This window comes from Caldovatus aquaticus (genome assembly GCF_019458025.1).
Classification (GTDB): domain Bacteria; phylum Pseudomonadota; class Alphaproteobacteria; order Acetobacterales; family Acetobacteraceae; genus Caldovatus; species Caldovatus aquaticus.
This window is the reverse complement of sequence record NZ_JAHZUY010000010.1, coordinates 85,373-100,977: the sequence shown is the minus strand read 5'-3', so window position 1 is coordinate 100,977 and position 15,605 is coordinate 85,373. Positions and strand designations below refer to the sequence as shown.

16 protein-coding genes are annotated in these 15,605 nt (G+C 74.4%); 7 read left to right on the top strand and 9 right to left on the bottom strand.

The genetic code is table 11. The annotated features are described in order from the left end of the window. Window positions 1-123: 123 nt before the first annotated feature. From kdsA to tpiA, 5 genes are all read right to left on the bottom strand, one after another. On the bottom strand, window positions 124-969 hold the full coding sequence (gene kdsA / locus K1J50_RS06410; protein WP_220116846.1) for a 3-deoxy-8-phosphooctulonate synthase: 846 nt from the start codon (window positions 967-969) through the stop codon (window positions 124-126). Next, window positions 966-2,603, bottom strand: a complete 1,638-nt coding sequence (locus tag K1J50_RS06405; RefSeq protein ID WP_220116845.1) for a CTP synthase — start codon at window positions 2,601-2,603, stop codon at window positions 966-968. Before K1J50_RS06405 ends, kdsA begins: the two co-directional genes overlap by 4 nt. 100 nt (window positions 2,604-2,703) lie before the next feature. Continuing rightward, window positions 2,704-3,030: a preprotein translocase subunit SecG gene (gene secG, locus K1J50_RS06400; RefSeq protein ID WP_220116844.1), complete on the bottom strand. Its 327-nt coding sequence runs from the start codon at window positions 3,028-3,030 to the stop codon at window positions 2,704-2,706. 76 nt (window positions 3,031-3,106) lie between these two features. After that, the gene (locus tag K1J50_RS19020; protein ID WP_255574992.1) at window positions 3,107-3,235 is read right to left on the bottom strand and encodes a hypothetical protein; all 129 of its coding nucleotides are present in this window, start codon (window positions 3,233-3,235) and stop codon (window positions 3,107-3,109) included. Between the two features lie 603 nt (window positions 3,236-3,838). Continuing rightward, window positions 3,839-4,603, bottom strand: coding sequence for a triose-phosphate isomerase (gene tpiA / locus K1J50_RS06395; protein WP_220116842.1), 765 nt, complete (start codon window positions 4,601-4,603; stop codon window positions 3,839-3,841). 126 nt (window positions 4,604-4,729) lie between these two features. On the opposite strand from tpiA, the gene K1J50_RS06390 reads away from it, so the two are divergent. Both K1J50_RS06390 and trpE read left to right on the top strand, forming a co-directional pair. Next, the gene (locus K1J50_RS06390) at window positions 4,730-6,628 is read left to right on the top strand and encodes a peptidylprolyl isomerase (protein ID WP_220116841.1); all 1,899 of its coding nucleotides are present in this window, start codon (window positions 4,730-4,732) and stop codon (window positions 6,626-6,628) included. Beyond that, window positions 6,625-8,160: an anthranilate synthase component I gene (gene trpE, locus K1J50_RS06385; RefSeq protein ID WP_220116840.1), complete on the top strand. Its 1,536-nt coding sequence runs from the start codon at window positions 6,625-6,627 to the stop codon at window positions 8,158-8,160. The genes K1J50_RS06390 and trpE overlap by 4 nt, the downstream gene beginning before the upstream one ends. Window positions 8,161-8,405: 245 nt before the next feature. On the opposite strand, the gene K1J50_RS06380 is transcribed toward trpE, so the two are convergent. After that, complete coding sequence (locus tag K1J50_RS06380; RefSeq protein WP_220116838.1) at window positions 8,406-9,035, bottom strand: NeuD/PglB/VioB family sugar acetyltransferase; 630 nt, start codon at window positions 9,033-9,035, stop codon at window positions 8,406-8,408. Between the two features lie 47 nt (window positions 9,036-9,082). Then, window positions 9,083-9,391, bottom strand: a complete 309-nt coding sequence (locus tag K1J50_RS06375; protein WP_220116836.1) for a hypothetical protein — start codon at window positions 9,389-9,391, stop codon at window positions 9,083-9,085. A gap of 276 nt (window positions 9,392-9,667) precedes the next feature. On the opposite strand from K1J50_RS06375, the gene K1J50_RS06370 reads away from it, so the two are divergent. Then, a complete protein-coding gene (locus tag K1J50_RS06370) occupies window positions 9,668-10,303 on the top strand; it encodes a Tat pathway signal protein (protein WP_220116834.1) in 636 nt (211 codons plus the stop codon). 99 nt (window positions 10,304-10,402) lie between these two features. Here K1J50_RS06370 and K1J50_RS06365 read toward each other — a convergent pair whose 3' ends face one another. Both K1J50_RS06365 and K1J50_RS06360 read right to left on the bottom strand, forming a co-directional pair. Next, the gene (locus K1J50_RS06365) at window positions 10,403-11,065 is read right to left on the bottom strand and encodes an EF-hand domain-containing protein (protein WP_220116832.1); all 663 of its coding nucleotides are present in this window, start codon (window positions 11,063-11,065) and stop codon (window positions 10,403-10,405) included. A gap of 237 nt (window positions 11,066-11,302) precedes the next feature. Continuing rightward, a complete protein-coding gene (locus K1J50_RS06360; protein ID WP_220116831.1) occupies window positions 11,303-12,088 on the bottom strand; it encodes a DUF2189 domain-containing protein in 786 nt (261 codons plus the stop codon). Window positions 12,089-12,259: 171 nt separating this feature from the next. On the opposite strand from K1J50_RS06360, the gene ccoN reads away from it, so the two are divergent. The 4 genes from ccoN to ccoP are packed head-to-tail and all read left to right on the top strand — an operon-like array spanning window position 12,260 to window position 15,597. After that, window positions 12,260-13,771 carry a cytochrome-c oxidase, cbb3-type subunit I gene (gene ccoN, locus K1J50_RS06355; RefSeq protein ID WP_220116829.1) on the top strand — a complete coding sequence of 504 codons (1,512 nt, stop codon included), beginning with the start codon at window positions 12,260-12,262 and terminating at the stop codon, window positions 13,769-13,771. A 19-nt stretch (window positions 13,772-13,790) separates the two neighbouring features. After that, window positions 13,791-14,522 carry a cytochrome-c oxidase, cbb3-type subunit II gene (ccoO, locus tag K1J50_RS06350; protein WP_220116828.1) on the top strand — a complete coding sequence of 244 codons (732 nt, stop codon included), beginning with the start codon at window positions 13,791-13,793 and terminating at the stop codon, window positions 14,520-14,522. A 19-nt stretch (window positions 14,523-14,541) separates the two neighbouring features. After that, window positions 14,542-14,715 (top strand): cbb3-type cytochrome oxidase subunit 3, encoded by a 174-nt coding sequence (locus K1J50_RS06345; protein ID WP_220116824.1) that lies wholly within the window; start codon window positions 14,542-14,544, stop codon window positions 14,713-14,715. 12 nt (window positions 14,716-14,727) lie between these two features. Then, entirely contained in the window at window positions 14,728-15,597 is an 870-nt protein-coding gene (gene ccoP / locus K1J50_RS06340) for a cytochrome-c oxidase, cbb3-type subunit III (RefSeq protein WP_220116816.1), read from the top strand. Window positions 15,598-15,605: the final 8 nt, after the last annotated feature.

The window sequence follows — 15,605 nt, the reverse complement described above, 5'->3', positions numbered from 1 at the left end:
CAGAGGCTCGATGATCCGCCATTCCGCCTCACTCAGATCGAACCGCGACATGCCAAGCTCCCGTCCAGCAGGGAACTTGAATCAGATCCCAGCCCGTCGCGTCCAGCAGTTTGGGTTCAGGACCTAGACCGGCGCGGGGCCGGCCGCCGCCTTCGCCAGCGCGTCGAACGCCTTGAGCCGCGCCATCAGCGCCGGCATCGCGCGCAGCGGGATCATGTTCGGCCCGTCGGAGGGCGCGCGGTCCGGATCGGGGTGGGTCTCGATGAACACCGCCGCGACGCCGACCGCGACCGCGGCGCGCGCGAGCACGGGGGCGAACTCGCGCTGCCCGCCGCTCGACCTCCCCTGCCCGCCCGGCTGCTGCACCGAATGCGTGGCGTCGAAGACCACGGGGTAGCCGGTCGCCGCCATGATCGGCAGGGCGCGCATGTCCGCGACCAGCGTGTTGTAGCCGAAGCTCGCGCCGCGCTCGCACAGCAGGATGTTCTCGTTGCCGGTGCTCGCGATCTTCGCCGCGACGTTGGGCATGTCCCAGGGCGCGAGGAACTGGCCCTTCTTGACGTTGACCGGCCTGCCGGTGCGCCCGGCGGCGAGCAGCAGGTCGGTCTGGCGGCAGAGGAAGGCCGGGATCTGCAGGCAGTCCACCGCCTCGGCCGCCGGCGCGCACTGCTCCGGCGCGTGCACGTCGGTCAGCACCGGCAGCCCGGTGCGCTCGCGCACCTCGGCGAGGATGGCGAGGCCCTCGGCCATGCCGACGCCGCGCGCGGCGTCCACGCTGGTGCGGTTCGCCTTGTCGAAGGAGGACTTGTAGACCAGGGGCACGCCGGCGGCCTCGGCCATCTCCTTCAGCGCCGCCGCGACCTCGAGCGCGTGCGCGCGGCTCTCGATCTGGCAGGGGCCGCAGAGGAAGGCGAGCGGGCGGTCGTTCGCGACCGCGACGCTGCCGATGCGGACGGTGCGCACCGTCATACGAGCCGCGCCTGGCGCACCGCGGCGCCGATGAAGCCGGCGAACAGCGGATGCGGGTCGAAGGGCTTGGACTTCAGTTCGGGGTGGAACTGCACGCCGATGAACCAGGGGTGGTCGGGATACTCGATGATCTCCGGCAACTGGCCGTCGGGCGACATGCCGGAGAAGCGCAGGCCGACGCGCTCCAGCACCTCCTTGTAGCGGATGTTCACCTCGTAGCGGTGGCGGTGCCGTTCGCGGATCTCCGCCGCCCCGCCATAGACCTCGCGCACCAGCGAGCCTTCGGCGAGCCGCGCCGGATAGGCGCCGAGGCGCATCGTGCCGCCGAGGTCGCCGTGCTCGCTGCGGCGCTCGACCTCGTTGCCGCGCAGCCATTCGGTCAGCAGGCCGACGACGGGCTCCTCGCACGGGCCGAACTCGGTGCTGCTCGCCCCCTTGAGGCCGGCGAGGTTGCGCGCCGCCTCGATCACCGCCATCTGCATGCCGAAGCAGATGCCGAGGAAGGGCACCTTGCGCTCGCGCGCGAAGCGCACGGCCTCGATCTTGCCGGCGGCGCCGCGCTCGCCGAAGCCGCCGGGGACGAGGATGCCGTGCACGCCCTCGAGCCGCGCCAGGGCGTCCTCCTCGCCGCGCTCGAAGATCGCGCTGTCCACCCAGTCGAGCCTGACGCGGACCTTGTGGGCGATGCCGCCGTGGGTCAGCGCCTCGGCGAGCGACTTGTAGGCGTCGAGCAGGTTCGTGTACTTGCCGACCACGGCGATCGTCACCTCGCCCTCCGGGGCGCGGATCGCCTCGACGATGCGCTCCCAGCGGCGGAGGTCGGGCTCGCCGTAGATGGAGAGGCCGAAGTGCCGCAGCACCTCGCGGTCCAGCCCCTCCGCGTGGTAGTTGAGCGGGACCTCGTAGATCGTCCTCGCGTCGAGCGCCGGGATCACGCTTTCCGGCCGCACGTTGCAGAACAGCGCGATCTTGCGCCGCTCGTTCTCGGGCAGCGGGCGGTCGCAGCGGCAGAGCAGGATCTGCGGCTGGATGCCGACCGAGAGCAGCTCCTTCACGCTGTGCTGGGTGGGCTTGGTCTTCAGCTCGCCGGCGGTGGCGATGTAGGGGACCAGGGTGAGGTGGACGAAGAGGCTCCGCTGCGGCCCCATCTCGTTGCCGAGCTGGCGGATCGCCTCGAGGAAGGGGAGCGATTCGATGTCGCCGACCGTGCCGCCGATCTCGACGATGACGAAGTCGTAGCCCTCGGTCTCCGCCTGGATCACCTCCTTGATCTTGTCGGTGATGTGCGGAATGACCTGCACGGTGCCGCCCAGGTAGTCGCCGCGCCGCTCCGCCGCGATCACGTCGGCGTAGATGCGCCCGGTGGTCCAGTTGTCGGCGCGCGTCGCGTGCACGCCGGTGAAGCGCTCGTAGTGGCCGAGGTCGAGGTCGGTCTCCGCCCCGTCGTCGGTGACGAAGACCTCGCCGTGCTGGTAGGGGCTCATCGTCCCCGGGTCCACGTTGAGGTAGGGATCGAGCTTGCGCAGCCGGACCCGGTAGCCGCGCGCCTGCAGCAGGGCCCCGAGGGAGGCCGCCGCGATGCCCTTGCCGAGGGAGGAGACCACGCCGCCGGTGATGAAGACAAACCGCGTCATGGGCGGCCTCCATAGCCTGCCGCGCGCGCCGGCGTCACCTCCTCCCGGGCGGGAATCCGCCTTGCGCGGAACGGAGGGCGGCGAGCGCGGGCGCGGCCGGTCAGTTGGTCGGCACCGCGGGCGGCGGCGCGGCGGGCGCGGCCGGCGCCGCGGGCGCCGGCGGCGGCGGCGCGTCCAGGATCGAGCGCTGCTGCCCGCCGGTGCCGCGGTTGAGCAGCGCCAGGGCGATGGAGAGCGCCATGAAGGCGGCGGCCAGGACCGCCGTGGTGCGGGTCAGCAGGTTCGCCGTCCCGCGCCCGGTCATGAACGCGCCCATGCCCTGCGAGGACCCGATGCCGAGGCCCCCTCCCTCGCTGCGCTGGATCAGCACCACGCCGATCAGCGCCAGGGTGACGAACAGGTGCAGGATGAGGAGGACCGTGGACATCGCAGGGCTTCTCTCGGGCGGCGGCGTTTTACCCCGCGCCGCCCGGGGCCGCTAGCCGCCGCTCCGCCGCCCCGGCTCAGCCGGCGGTGCGGTCGGACCCGTAGGTGAGGCGGACGAGGACGAAGACGCCGGCCCAGACCGGAGCGATCGCGAGCGGCAGCGACACGAGGCGCGGCAGGCCATAGGCCGCCAGCAGCGACGGCACGTCGGCGATCAGGCGCCGCAGCCCGAGGCGGCCAGCGCCACCAGCAGCAGCGCGGCCGCGAAGCCGAGCGCGAGCGGCCAGAGGCGCAGCGGCGGCCGCCGCCGGGGGACCGCCCGCCGCCGCGGCGGGGGCGGCGCGCTCGCCTCGGGGGCTGCGGCTGCCGCCGCCGGCGAGGTGCCGGGGCCGGCGCCGGATCGCGGCGCGCCGTCAGGGCCGGGGCGACCGGCCGGGAGGCGGGAGGGAGAGGCATGGGCCGCCCCAGCGCTCCGATCCGGGCAAGGCGGGCTGCGAGACGCATCGGAAACCTCACGGCCATGTGAGGTCTTGCTATACGATATTCAATCGCCGCGCATCCCCTTTGTGGCCAGATCGCGGCAACGATGGCGAGAATGTGACGCACGCGCCATACCCCTTCGCAACCAACGCCTGGGTTGAGGCGCCCCGCGCGGCCGTCAGCGATCGTCCCGGCCCTCCCCGCCGCGCCCAGCCGCGCCCGTGCGGCACCGCGCCCGGCGGGCGCGGAGGGTCTTCGCTCCCCCGGCGACCGGCGCCGGCCCCTGCGGCGCCGCCGCGCGAGCCGTCCCGTCGCGGCCGGCGCCCCGCTCAGCGGCCGGCCGACACCCCGGCCGCCGCCGCGATGGCGAGGAAATCCGCCGCGACCAGGCTCGCGCCGCCGACCAGCGCCCCGTCCACGTCCGGCTGCGCCAGGATCGCCCGCGCATTCCCGGGTTTCACCGAGCCTCCGTAGAGGAGGCGCACGCCCGCTCCCTCGGGCGCCGTGCGCGCCAGATGCGCCCGGATCGCCCCGTGCATCGCGGCGATGTCGGCCTCGGTCGGCGTCCGCCCCGTGCCGATGGCCCAGACCGGCTCATAGGCCACCACGCCGCCCCGCGCGGCGAAACCTTCCGGCAGGCTGCCCGCGAGCTGCCGCGTCACCACCGCCTCGGCCTGGCCCGCCAGGCGTTCGGCCTCGCTCTCGCCGACGCAGACGATCGGGACGAGCCCCGCCGCGAAGGCCGCCGCAGCCTTGGCGCGCACCATCGCGTCGGTCTCCCCGTGCCCGGCCCGCCGCTCGGAGTGGCCCACGATCACGTAGCGCGCGCCGGCATCGGCGAGCATCGGCGCCGAGATGTCGCCGGTGTGCGGCCCCTTCTCCCGCGCGTGGCAGTCCTGCCCGCCCACCGCGACCGGCGTCCCCGCCAGCGCTTCCGCCACCGCGGCGATCAGGGTGGCCGGCGGGCAGACCACCAGCTCCGCGTCGAGGCCCCGCGCGCCCTCGGCGACGGCACGCGCCAGGGCAAGCCCGTCCGCGCGCAGCCCGTGCATCTTCCAATTGCCGGCGATCAGCGGGCGCACTCCGGGGGTCATGGGGCGGTTCCTCTCCTGCTCCGTCCTGGCTGTCGGTCCGCGGTATCGCCCCGCCCTCCCCCGTTTGGCAACGGCCGGTCCCTCCCCTATGGTCCGCCGCCCTGACGCCGCCGCACCGGATCGCGCATGCTGACCGCCCTCCGCCGTCTTGCCGGAACCTGGGTCGCCCGGGCCCTGTTCATCGTGCTCGTGTTCTCCTTCGCGATCTGGGGCATCGGCGACATGGTGCGTAATTTCGGCCGCGACACCGCCGTCGCCCGGGTCGCCGGCGAGCCGATCGCGCTCGAGGAGGCGCAGCTCGCCGTCCGCCGCGAGGTGCAGCGCCTCGCCCGCCAGCTCGGCCCGAATTTCGAGGCCGACGAGGCGGTGCGCCGGGCCGTCGCCGCCCAGGCGGTCGAGGGCCTGATCGCCGAGCGCGCCCTGCGCGCCGAGGCGCGTCGCATGTCCGTCGTCGTCCCCGAGGAGGCGGTGCGCGAATTCGTCTGGACCATCCCCGCGCTGCAGGGGGCCGACGGCCGCTTCTCCCGCCCGCTGTTCGAGGGATTCCTGCGCCAGAACGGGCTCACCGAGGCGGAATTCCTCCGCCTGGTGCGCTCGGACCTGGCGCGCCAGCAGCTGGTCGGCGCCGTGCGCGCCCGCCCCGCCGCCCCGGATGCGCTGACCCGGCCGCTCTACGCCTTCGAGGCCGAGCGCCGCGTCGCCGACCTCGTCCTCCTGCCGCTCGCCGCGGCGCCGGAGCCCGAGCCGCCGACCGAGGCGCAGCTCCGCCGCTTCCACGAGAACAACCCCGACCGCTTCTCCGCCCCCGAATACCGCGAGGCCACGGTCGCGGTGCTCACCGCCGACCAGCTTCTCGACCAGGTCGCGGTGAGCGAGGAGGAGCTCGCCGAGGCCTACGAGGCCCGGCGGGCCCAGTTCGAGACGCCGGAGCGGCGGCGCCTGCGCCAGGCGCTGGTGCCGAGCGAGGAGGCGGCGCGCGCCATCGCCGAGGCCTGGCGCGGCGGCGCCGGCTGGGAGGCGATCGAGGCCCGGGCGCGCGAGGCCGGCGGCCAGGCGATCGCCTTCCCCGAACCCCTGGACCGCGCCGGCCTGCCGGTCCCCGAGCTGGCCGAGGCCGCCTTCGCCACGCCCGAGGGCGGCATCACCGATCCGGTCCGCAGCCCCTTCGGCTGGCACGTGCTGCGGGTGGACAAGGTGGAGCCCGCCCAGGCGCGCGGCCTGGACGAGGTGCGCGACGCACTGCGCCGCGAGATCGCCCACGAGAAGGCCGTCGACCTCGTCTTCGCCCGCGCCAGCCGCATCGAGGACGCGCTCGCCTCGGGCGCGCCGCTCGTCGAGGTGGCGCCGCGCTTCGGCATGGCGGTCGCCACCGTCGCCACCGACGCCGCCGGCCGCACCCCGGCGGGCGAGCCGGTGACGCTGCCGATCCGCGACACCGCGCGCGCCGAGCTGCTGCGCCGGATCTTCGCCGCGCGCCCGGGCGACGCGCCGCGGCTCGAGGAGCTTCAGGACGGCTTCACCGCGGTCGAGGTGAAGACCGTCACTCCGCCGGCGCTCCGCCCGTTCGAGACCGTCGAGGACCAGGTTCGCCGCGCCTGGACGGCGGAGGCGCGGCGGCGGGCGCAGGAGGAGCGGGCGGCCGCGCTGCTCGCCGCGGTGCGCGGCGGCAAGTCGCTTGCCGAGGCGGCGCGCGAGGCGGGCCTCGAGGCACGGGGCGACCGCATCGGCCCCTTCCCGCGCCAGCCCGGCCCGGGCAACCCGGCGCCGCCCGAGCTGCTCGCCCCGATCTTCGAGGCCAGGCCGGGCGAGGCGACGATGGTCGAGACGCGCGACGGCTTCGCGGTGGCGCAGCTCGTCGAGGTGATGCCGGCCAATCCGGACGCCGATCCGCTGGGGCTCGGCCGCATCCGCGACCAGGTGGAGCAGGCCATGACCGAGGACCTGGAGCAGCAGTATCTGGTGGCGCTGCGCCACCGCGCGGACGTCAGGATCAATGCCGGCCTGATGGAGCAGGTGGCGCGATGAGAGAGAGCAGCAGCGCCGGCCTGGGCGCCCCGGGCGGCTTCGCCGCCTTCCGCGCCGCGCTCGAGGCCGGGCGCGGCCAGATCCTGGTGCGCGAGCGGGTCGCGGACCTGGAGACGCCGGTCGGCGCCTTCCTCAAGCTCGCGCACGGCCAGGCCCATCCCTTCCTGCTCGAGAGCGTCGAGGGCGGCTCGGCGCGCGGGCGCTATTCCGCGATCGGCTTCGCGCCCGACCTGATCTGGCGCTGTCGCGGCGGGCGAGCGGAGGTCAACCGCCACGCCCTCTCGGCGCCGCACGCCTTCGTCGCCGACGCGGCGGCGCCGCTCGATTCGCTGCGCGCCGTGATCGCCGCCTCGCAGCTTCCGGTGCCGCCCGGCCTGCCGCCGATCGCGGCCGGGCTGTTCGGCTATCTCGGCTACGACATGGTGCGGCTGATCGAGCGCCTGCCGGCGGTCAAGCCGGACGTGCTCGGCATCCCCGACGCCGTGCTCTCGCGCCCGACCGTGGTCGCGGTGTTCGACCACGTGCGCGACACGCTCACGCTCTGCGCTCCGGTCTGGGCCGACAGCGCGGCGGCGCGCAACCCGCAGGCGGCATGGGAGGAGGCGCAGCACCGCCTCGACGAGGCGGAGGCCGCGCTCGACCGCCCCGTGCCGCGCCCGGCGCCGCCGGCCGACCTGCCCCCGCCTCCGGCGCCGGAGAGCAACTTCACCCGCGAGGGCTTCATCGCCGCGGTCGAGCGGGCGAAGGAGTACATCCGTGCCGGCGACGCCTTCCAGATCGTGCCCTCGCAGCGCTTCTCGATCCCCTTCGCCCTGCCGCCCTTCGCGCTCTACCGCGCGCTCCGCCGGATCAACCCGGCGCCGTTCCTGTTCTTCTTCGACTTCGGCGGCTTCGCCGCGGTCGGCGCCTCGCCGGAGATCCTGGTGCGGCTGCGCGACGGGACGGTGACGGTGCGCCCGCTCGCCGGCACGCGCCGGCGCGGCGCGACGCCCGAGGAGGACAAGGCGCTGGAGGCAGAGCTGCTGGCCGACCCGAAGGAGCGCGCCGAGCACCTGATGCTGCTCGACCTCGGCCGCAACGACGTCGGCCGGGTGGCGGAAGTCGGCAGCGTGCGCGTGCCGGCGCAGTTCCAGATCGAGCGCTACTCCCAGGTGATGCACATCGGCAGCGAGGTGCAGGGGCGGCTGCGCGCCGGCCTCGCTGCGCTCGACGCGCTGATGGCGGGCTTCCCGGCCGGGACGCTGACCGGCGCGCCGAAGGTGCGCGCGATGGAGATCATCGAGGAGCTGGAGCCCTCGCGGCGCGGCATCTATGCGGGCGGGTTCGGCTATTTCGGCGCCGACGGCGGCATGGACACCTGCATCGGCCTGCGCACCGCGCTGGTGAAGGACGGCGTGATGCACGTCCAGGCCGGGGCGGGCGTGGTCGCCGACTCCGACCCGGCGGCGGAGTACGAGGAGACGGTGCAGAAGGCGCGCGCCCTGTTCCGCGCCGCGGAGGAGGCGGTGCGCTTCGCGGCGGGGCGGCGCTAGGGCGGATCGCGGTCGGCCGGGAACGGCCGGGAGCGTGAACCCGCCCGGCAGACAACGCGCCGGAGCCGTGGCCGCGCGCCCGGCCGAGCGGAAACAGCTCCCAGAGCGGATCGCGCACGCCCGGGCGCGCGAGGCGGCGCCGCCGCCACCGCGCCACGGCCGCTGCCGCGCGCCCAGGCGGAACCGGCCGGGGCGCGAATTCGCCCCCGCAGACCGCCGGGAGCCGCGGGAGCGCGCAACCGACCTCAGGCGATCGGCCGCGCCGGCACCCCCGCCACCCGCGCGCCGGGGGGCACGTCCTCCACCACCGCGGCGCCCGCCCCGATCACCGCCTGCGCCCCGACGCGCACGCCCGGGCGCAGCACGGCGCCCGCGCCGACGAAGGCCCGCGCCCCGATGCGTGCGCCGCCGGTCAGCACCGCCCCGGGGGCGACATGCGCCGCCTCCCCGACCGCACAGTCGTGCTCGACGACCGCGCCCGTGTTGATCAGCGCCAGCGCGCCGATCCGCGCCTCCGGCCCGATCACGGCGCGCGCCATCACCACCGCGCCGGCCCCGAGCGCCACCCCGCGCCCGACCACCGCCGCCGGATGCACGAGCGCCGGCAGCGCGAAGCCGAGCGCCTCGAGCCGCGCCCCCGCCGCCGCCCGGGCCGCGTTGTCGCCGATCGCCGGCGCCGCCTCCGTCACCCCCTCCGCCCGCAGCGCCGGCAGCACCTCCTCGTCGCCCAGCACCGGCAGGCCGAGCACGGCGGCCGGCGGGCGCACCGCGGCGTCCACCAGCCCCACCACTGCGATCCGCTCCGGCCCCGCCTGGTCCAGCGCCAGCAGCAGGTCGAGCACGGCCTTGCCGTGCCCGCCGGCGCCGAGGATCACGATCCGCCGGTGCCGCCCCCCGGCCGCGCGGGACGCGAGGTGCCGCGTCACTCCCGGTTGCGCAGGAAGCTCTCCGCCCAGTCCGCGAAGCGCGCGGCGGCGGCGGTCACGGCCTCCGGCCGGCCCGCGCCCGGCGGCAGGCCCCGCGCGGCGGCCTCGGCGAATCCGAGCACCTTGGCGTTGAGCGCGCCGAGCACATGGTCAGGCTCCGCCGCCACCCGCGCGACATCGGCCGCGAGCGAGGCGAGCGCCGCCTGCGTGACCAGGAGGTCCGCGCGCAACTCGCCCACCGCCTGCCGCAGTTCGCGCAACACGGCCGCTTGGTTCTGGTGCGGCTCTCCTTCGGTGCGCGGCATCGCCGCTGCTCCCCCTGTCGTGATCGCTCAGGCCCGTAAACTTGCATTCAATTTGGCGCGAGGCAAGACGATGCCGCCCGGTTCCCCCGGTCCGGTCCGCCGTGGTATCGTTGCGAAGCCGCGCAGACTGCGGCCCGCCGCGCACCGTGTCGCCGCCCCGACGAATCTCAGCGCCGCGACGGACGGGGTGCCCGCCGGAGGATTCCCAGAGGTCCGGAGGACCGAGCGCCCGCTCCGCCACCGTCCGACGTGCCGAGCATCGCCAGGAGGAACCGCATGCGCAGAGCCTTCGTCGCCGCCTTCACGCTGGTCGTCGCCCTGTGCGCCACAGCCGCCCCGGCCCGGGCGCAGAACCGGTTCTGGCTCGTCAACGCCAGCGGCATGACGATCCAGGAGGCCTACGTCTCGCCCTCGCGCCTGTCGAGCTGGGGGCCGGACATCCTCGGCGCCAGCGTGCTGCCGGCCGGCCAGCAGGTCTGGGTGACGCCGCATTTCGGTGACTGCATCCTGGACGTGCGGGTGCGCTACGCGAACGGGGCCGAGGACACCCGCATGGGCGTGAATGCGTGCCGCCTGAGCCGGATCGTCTTCGGCGGCGGCGCCGGGGCGAGCGTCGGCGGGGCCGGCGCGTCGATCTCTCCGGCTCCGGGCGTGGCCGGAAATCCGTCCTTCACCTTCGTGAACCAGTCCGGCGCGACGATCCGGGAGCTCTATGTCTCCCTCTCCAGCGACCGGAACTGGGGGCCGGACCGGCTCGGGGCCAACGTGCTCTCGCCCGGCCAGTCCGTCTCGATCAGCCTGCCGGTGACCGGGGTCTGCACGGTGGACATGCGGGTCGTGTACATGAACGGCGCCGCGGCCGAGCGGCGCGGCGTCGAGACCTGCAGCATCACCAGCTACGGCTGGCGCTGAGCCGCCCGCCCGGCGCCATCGCCGGCCGGACGGCTCGCCGCGGTCGCGCCCGACCCCGGGCGACCTGCCCGGCCCGGCAGCGCCGGTCCGCGGGCCGCCTCAGCGCGGCTGCGCCGGTGCCGGCTGGGGCGCGGCCCCGCCATCCCGCGGCGCCGCCGGCGCCGCCTCGGCGCGCCCCGGGGCGCGCGGCGCGCCGGGCGCGCCCGCGGAGCGGCGCCCTGGCCGCACCTCGTCGCGCGAGAGGGCGCCGTCGCCGTTGAGGTCGTGGGCGCGGAACCATGCCTCGGCCATCGGGCGCAACTCCTCGGGCGTGACCCGGCCGTCGCTGTTGGCGTCCACGAAGCGGAACATCATCCCGGCGCGCTCGCGGAACCGCTCCTGCATGTGCGGCGGCGGCTCGCGGCGGTTCGGGCCGCGCCGCGCCTCGGCGAAGGCCAGCACCTCGTCCAGGGTGACGGCGCCGTCCTTGTTCGCGTCCGCCTCGGCGAACCGCCCCTGGAGCCAGGTCCAGCCCTCGTCGCGCGTCACCCGCCCGTCGCCGTTGGCATCGGCGCGGGCGAAGGCCTCGCCGGCCGCGAAACCGCCGCCGTAGCGGCCCGGGCCGCCGCGGTGCCAGCCCGGCCCGCCATCGGGGCCGCGCCCGCCCATCATGGGCCCGCCGCCCGGCGGGCCGCCGGGCCCCGGCTGGGCCAGCGCCACGCCCGCCACCCCGAGGCCGATCACGGCCGCCGCCAGCAGCGCGACCTTCGTCCGTCTCTGCATCCGAACCCTCCTTCCGGCCGTTGCGGCCGATGCACGAACCATGCGGCGCGCGTGTAACGCCCCGATTGCTGGGCCGGCCCGAACGCGTGACGAAGCGTAACGCCGCCACCGCCCGGTCCCGCACCCGGACGCGCCGGCGCCGCTCCTCGCCCGGCAGGGCTCGCGGCAACGGCTCCCGCCCGTCGTTCGCAGGACCGATCCATGCCGCCCTCCCGCTTCCGCCATCCGCGGCCGGCGCTAGCGGACGAGGTCGCGATAGGCATGCCAGGTGGCGTGCCCGATCAGCGGCAGCACCAGCGTCAGGCCGAGGAAGAACGGCACCAGCGCCATCGCCGTGAACACCACGATCAGCCCGGCCCAGAACGCCATCGGCGCGGGATTGGCCGCGACCGTGCGGATGCTGACCAGGACCGCCTCGACCGCCGTGATGTCGCGGTCCACGAGCATCGGGATGGACACCGCCGAGACGGCGAAGGCCGCGAGGGCGAACGCCGCGCCGACGGCGGTGCCGACGACCAGGAACGGCAGCAGCGCGTCGGAGCGCAGCATCGCCAGCGGCAGCTGCTCGAGCGGCGGGGCGAAGTTGATGCCGAAGAACAGGCCGAAGATCAGCGCCGCCACCCGCACCCAGAACAGGTGCAGCAGCAGCAGCACGACGCCCATCAGGGCAAGCTGGGAGGCGTTGCGGGTGAAGCCGCGGGCGCAGGCGGCGAGTGTCACCGCCTCGCCGGCTTCCCGCCGCCGGCTCGCCTCGTAGAGCCCGGCCGCGAGCAGGGGAGCGACGAGGAAGAACCCCGCCGTCGCCGGCAGGATCGCCCACAGCGCGCCCGCCCAGAGCAGCAGCAGCACCAGCGCCCAGCCGCATGCGGTCAGGGCGGCGCCGTAGGTGAACCCGACATGCGGCGCGGCCATCAGGTCGCGCCAGCCCTCGGTCAGCCAGACCCACGGCCGGTCCACCGGGACCAGGCGGATGCGCGAGCCCGGCGCTGACGGCGGCGGCTCCGGCGTGACATCGAAGGACATGCTCGCGCCTCCTCCTTCTCGCCCCGCGCAAGGGGCGCGCGCGACACGCTACCTCCCAGGAAAGGCGAGCATTTGATCCGGATCAAGGATGCCCCGGCGCCGGTGCGCTCTTGTCGCGGTGAGCGCCGGCTGCCCCACGCGGCCGCCCCGCGCGCCCAGGGAGAATACCGCATGCACGTAGGAGGCACCGCCGCCCTCGCCGCCGAGGCGCAGACCGCCTCGCGGACGGCGGAACGCTATGTCGAGGGGCCGATTCGCGCCTTTGCCGTCGCCACCGTGTTCTGGGGCATCGTCGGCTTCCTGATGGGCGTGGTGATCGCCTCGCAGCTCGCCTGGCCGCTGCTCAACCTCGACCTCGAATGGACCACCTTCGGACGGCTGCGGCCCGTGCACACCAGCGCGGTGATCTTCGCCTTCGGCGGCAACGCGCTGCTCGGCACCTCGCTCTACGTCGTGCAGCGGACCTGCCGGGCGCGGCTGTTCGGCGGCGAGGACATGGGCTGGTTCCTGTTCTGGGGCTACCAGTTCTTCATCGTGATGGCGGCGCTCGGCTACGTGCTCGGGATCACCCAGAGCAAGGAGTACGCGGAGCCCGAGTGGTACGTGGACCTCTGGCTCACCGTAGTCTGGGTCGCCTACCTGGTCGCCTTCGGCGGCACCATCCTCCGGCGCGAGGAGCCGCACATCTACGTGGCGAACTGGTTCTACCTCGCCTTCATCGTCACCATCGCGATGCTGCACATCGGCAACAACATCGCGCTGCCGGTGAGCCTCGGCCACGCCAAGAGCTACATCGCGCCCTCCGGCGTGCAGGACGCGATGATCCAGTGGTGGTACGGCCACAACGCGGTCGGCTTCTTCCTCACCGCCGGCTTCCTCGGGATGATGTATTACTTCATCCCGAAGCAGGCGGAGCGGCCGGTCTATTCCTACCGCCTGTCCATCGTGCACTTCTGGACGCTGATCTTCCTCTACATCTGGGCGGGCCCGCACCACCTGCACTACACCGCGCTGCCCGACTGGGCGCAGACGCTCGGCATGGTGTTCAGCGTGATGCTCTGGATGCCGAGCTGGGGCGGCATGATCAACGGCCTGATGACGCTCTCCGGCGCCTGGGACAAGCTGCGCACCGACCCGGCGCTGCGCTTCTCGGTGGTCGCCGTCGGCTTCTACGGCATGTCCACCTTCGAGGGGCCGGTGATGTCCATCCGGGCGGTCAACGCCCTCTCCCACTACACCGACTGGACGATCGGCCACGTGCATTCGGGCGCGATGGGCTGGGTCGGCTTCATCAGCTTCGGCGCGCTCTACTACCTGGTGCCGAAGCTGTGGGGCAAGCGCGGGCTGTGGAGCCGGCGCCTGGTCGAGTGGCACTTCTGGATCGCCACCCTCGGCATCGTGCTCTACATCACCGCGATGTGGGTCTCCGGCATCATGCAGGGCCTGATGTGGCGCGCCTACGACGAGCTGGGCTTCCTGCAGTACAGCTTCATCGAGACGGTCGCCGCCATGCACCCCTACTACGTGATCCGCATGCTCGGCGGCGTGCTCTACCTGACCGGCGCGCTGATCATGGCCTACAACCTGTGGCGGACCGCGACCTCCGAGGCGCTGGGCGAGGAGGCGGCGGCGCCGGCCGCGGCCGCCCGCGCGCCGGCGCTGGTGGCCGCGGCGGCCAACTGACCGAGGAGAGTCGCGTCCCATGTTCCGCTGGCTCGACCACGGCCGCATCGAGCGCAACCTGATCCTGCTCGGCGTGCTGGTCCTGATCACGGTCTCGATCGGCGGCCTGGTGCAGATCGTCCCGCTGTTCGCGGTGGAGACGACGATCGAGCGGGTGGAGGGGGTGCGCCCCTACACCCCGCTCGAGCTCGCCGGGCGCAACATCTACATCCGCGAGGGCTGCTACGTCTGCCACAGCCAGATGGTGCGCCCCTTCCGCGACGAGCTGGAGCGCTACGGCCACTACTCGCTCGCCGCCGAGAGCATGTACGACCATCCCTTCCAGTGGGGCTCGAAGCGCACCGGGCCGGACCTCGCGCGCGTCGGCGGGCGCTACTCGGACGACTGGCACGCGGCGCACCTGCGCAGCCCGCGCGCGGTGGTGCCGGAGAGCGTGATGCCGCCCTACGCCTTCCTCGACCGCCCGCTCGACTACGACGACATCGCCGAGCACCTGCGCGCGCTGCGCCGCGTCGGCGTGCCCTACAGCGAGGAGATGATCGCCAACGCCCGCGCCGACCTCGAGGCGCAGGCGCGGCCCGAGGCGGACGCCTCCGGCCTGCTGGCGCGCTACCCGCGCGTCCGCCAGGCCGCCTTCGACGGCGACCCGCGCACCGTCACCGAGATGGACGCGCTGATCGCCTACCTGCAGATGCTCGGCACGCTCGTGCAGTTCCGCGACGTGACGCCCGAGCAGCTCCGCCAGCAGTGAGAGGGAGGACGCCGCCGTGATGGACACGCTGATTGCCCTCTACCCGACGCTGAAGGCGCTGTGGGTGGTGTGGCTGTTCCTGCTCTTCCTCGGGATGCTGGCGTTCGTCCTGCGCCCCTCCAGGCGCCGCCACTACGAGGCGCAGGCCGGCCTTCCGCTGCGCGACGACGCGCCGCGCGACATCCGCGCCTGAGGAGCGCCCGCGATGCCGACCAAGATCGAGAAGGACCACATCACCGGCACCGAGACCACCGGCCACGAGTGGGACGGTATCAAGGAGCTGAACACCCCCCTGCCGCGCTGGTGGCTGATGGTGTTCTACGCCACCATCGCCTTCTCCGTACTGTGGATGATCCTCTATCCGTCGCTGCCGATCCCCGGGGCGACGGGACTGACCGGGTGGATCGCGCGCGAGGCGGTCACGGGCGAGATGCAGGCGCACCAGGCGCGGCTCGAGCCCATGCTGGCCCGCCTGCGCGCGGCCACGCCGGAAGAGATCGCGGCCGATCCGGAGCTGCGCGCCTTCGCCCTCGCCGGCGGCCGCGCCGCCTTCGCCAACACCTGCGCCGGCTGCCACGGCGCCGGCGGCCAGGGCGCGCCGGGCGGCTTCCCGAGCCTCGCCGACGACGACTGGATCTGGGGCGGCAGCCTGGAGGCGATCCGCACCACCATCCTGCACGGCATCCGCAACACCGAGGACGAGCAGACGCGCCAGTCGCAGATGCCGCGCTTCCTCGCCGACGGCCTGCTGAGCGCGGCGCAGGTGAACGACGTCGCGGAATACGTGCTCTCGCTCTCCGGCCGCGCCACCGACCAGGCGGCGGCGGCGCGCGGCGCCGCGATCTACGCCGAGAACTGCGCGAGCTGCCACGGCGAGCGCGGAGAGGGCAACCGCGAGCTCGGTGCGCCGCGCCTGTCCGACCAGGTCTGGCTCTACGGCGGCGACAAGGCCTCGGTCGTGCGCAGCATCGCCTTTTCGCGCGGCGGCGTGATGCCGGCCTGGCAGGGGCGGCTCGACCCGGCGGTGATCAACATGCTCGCCGTCTATGTCCACGCCCTGGGCGGCGGCGAATAGCAGGGGCG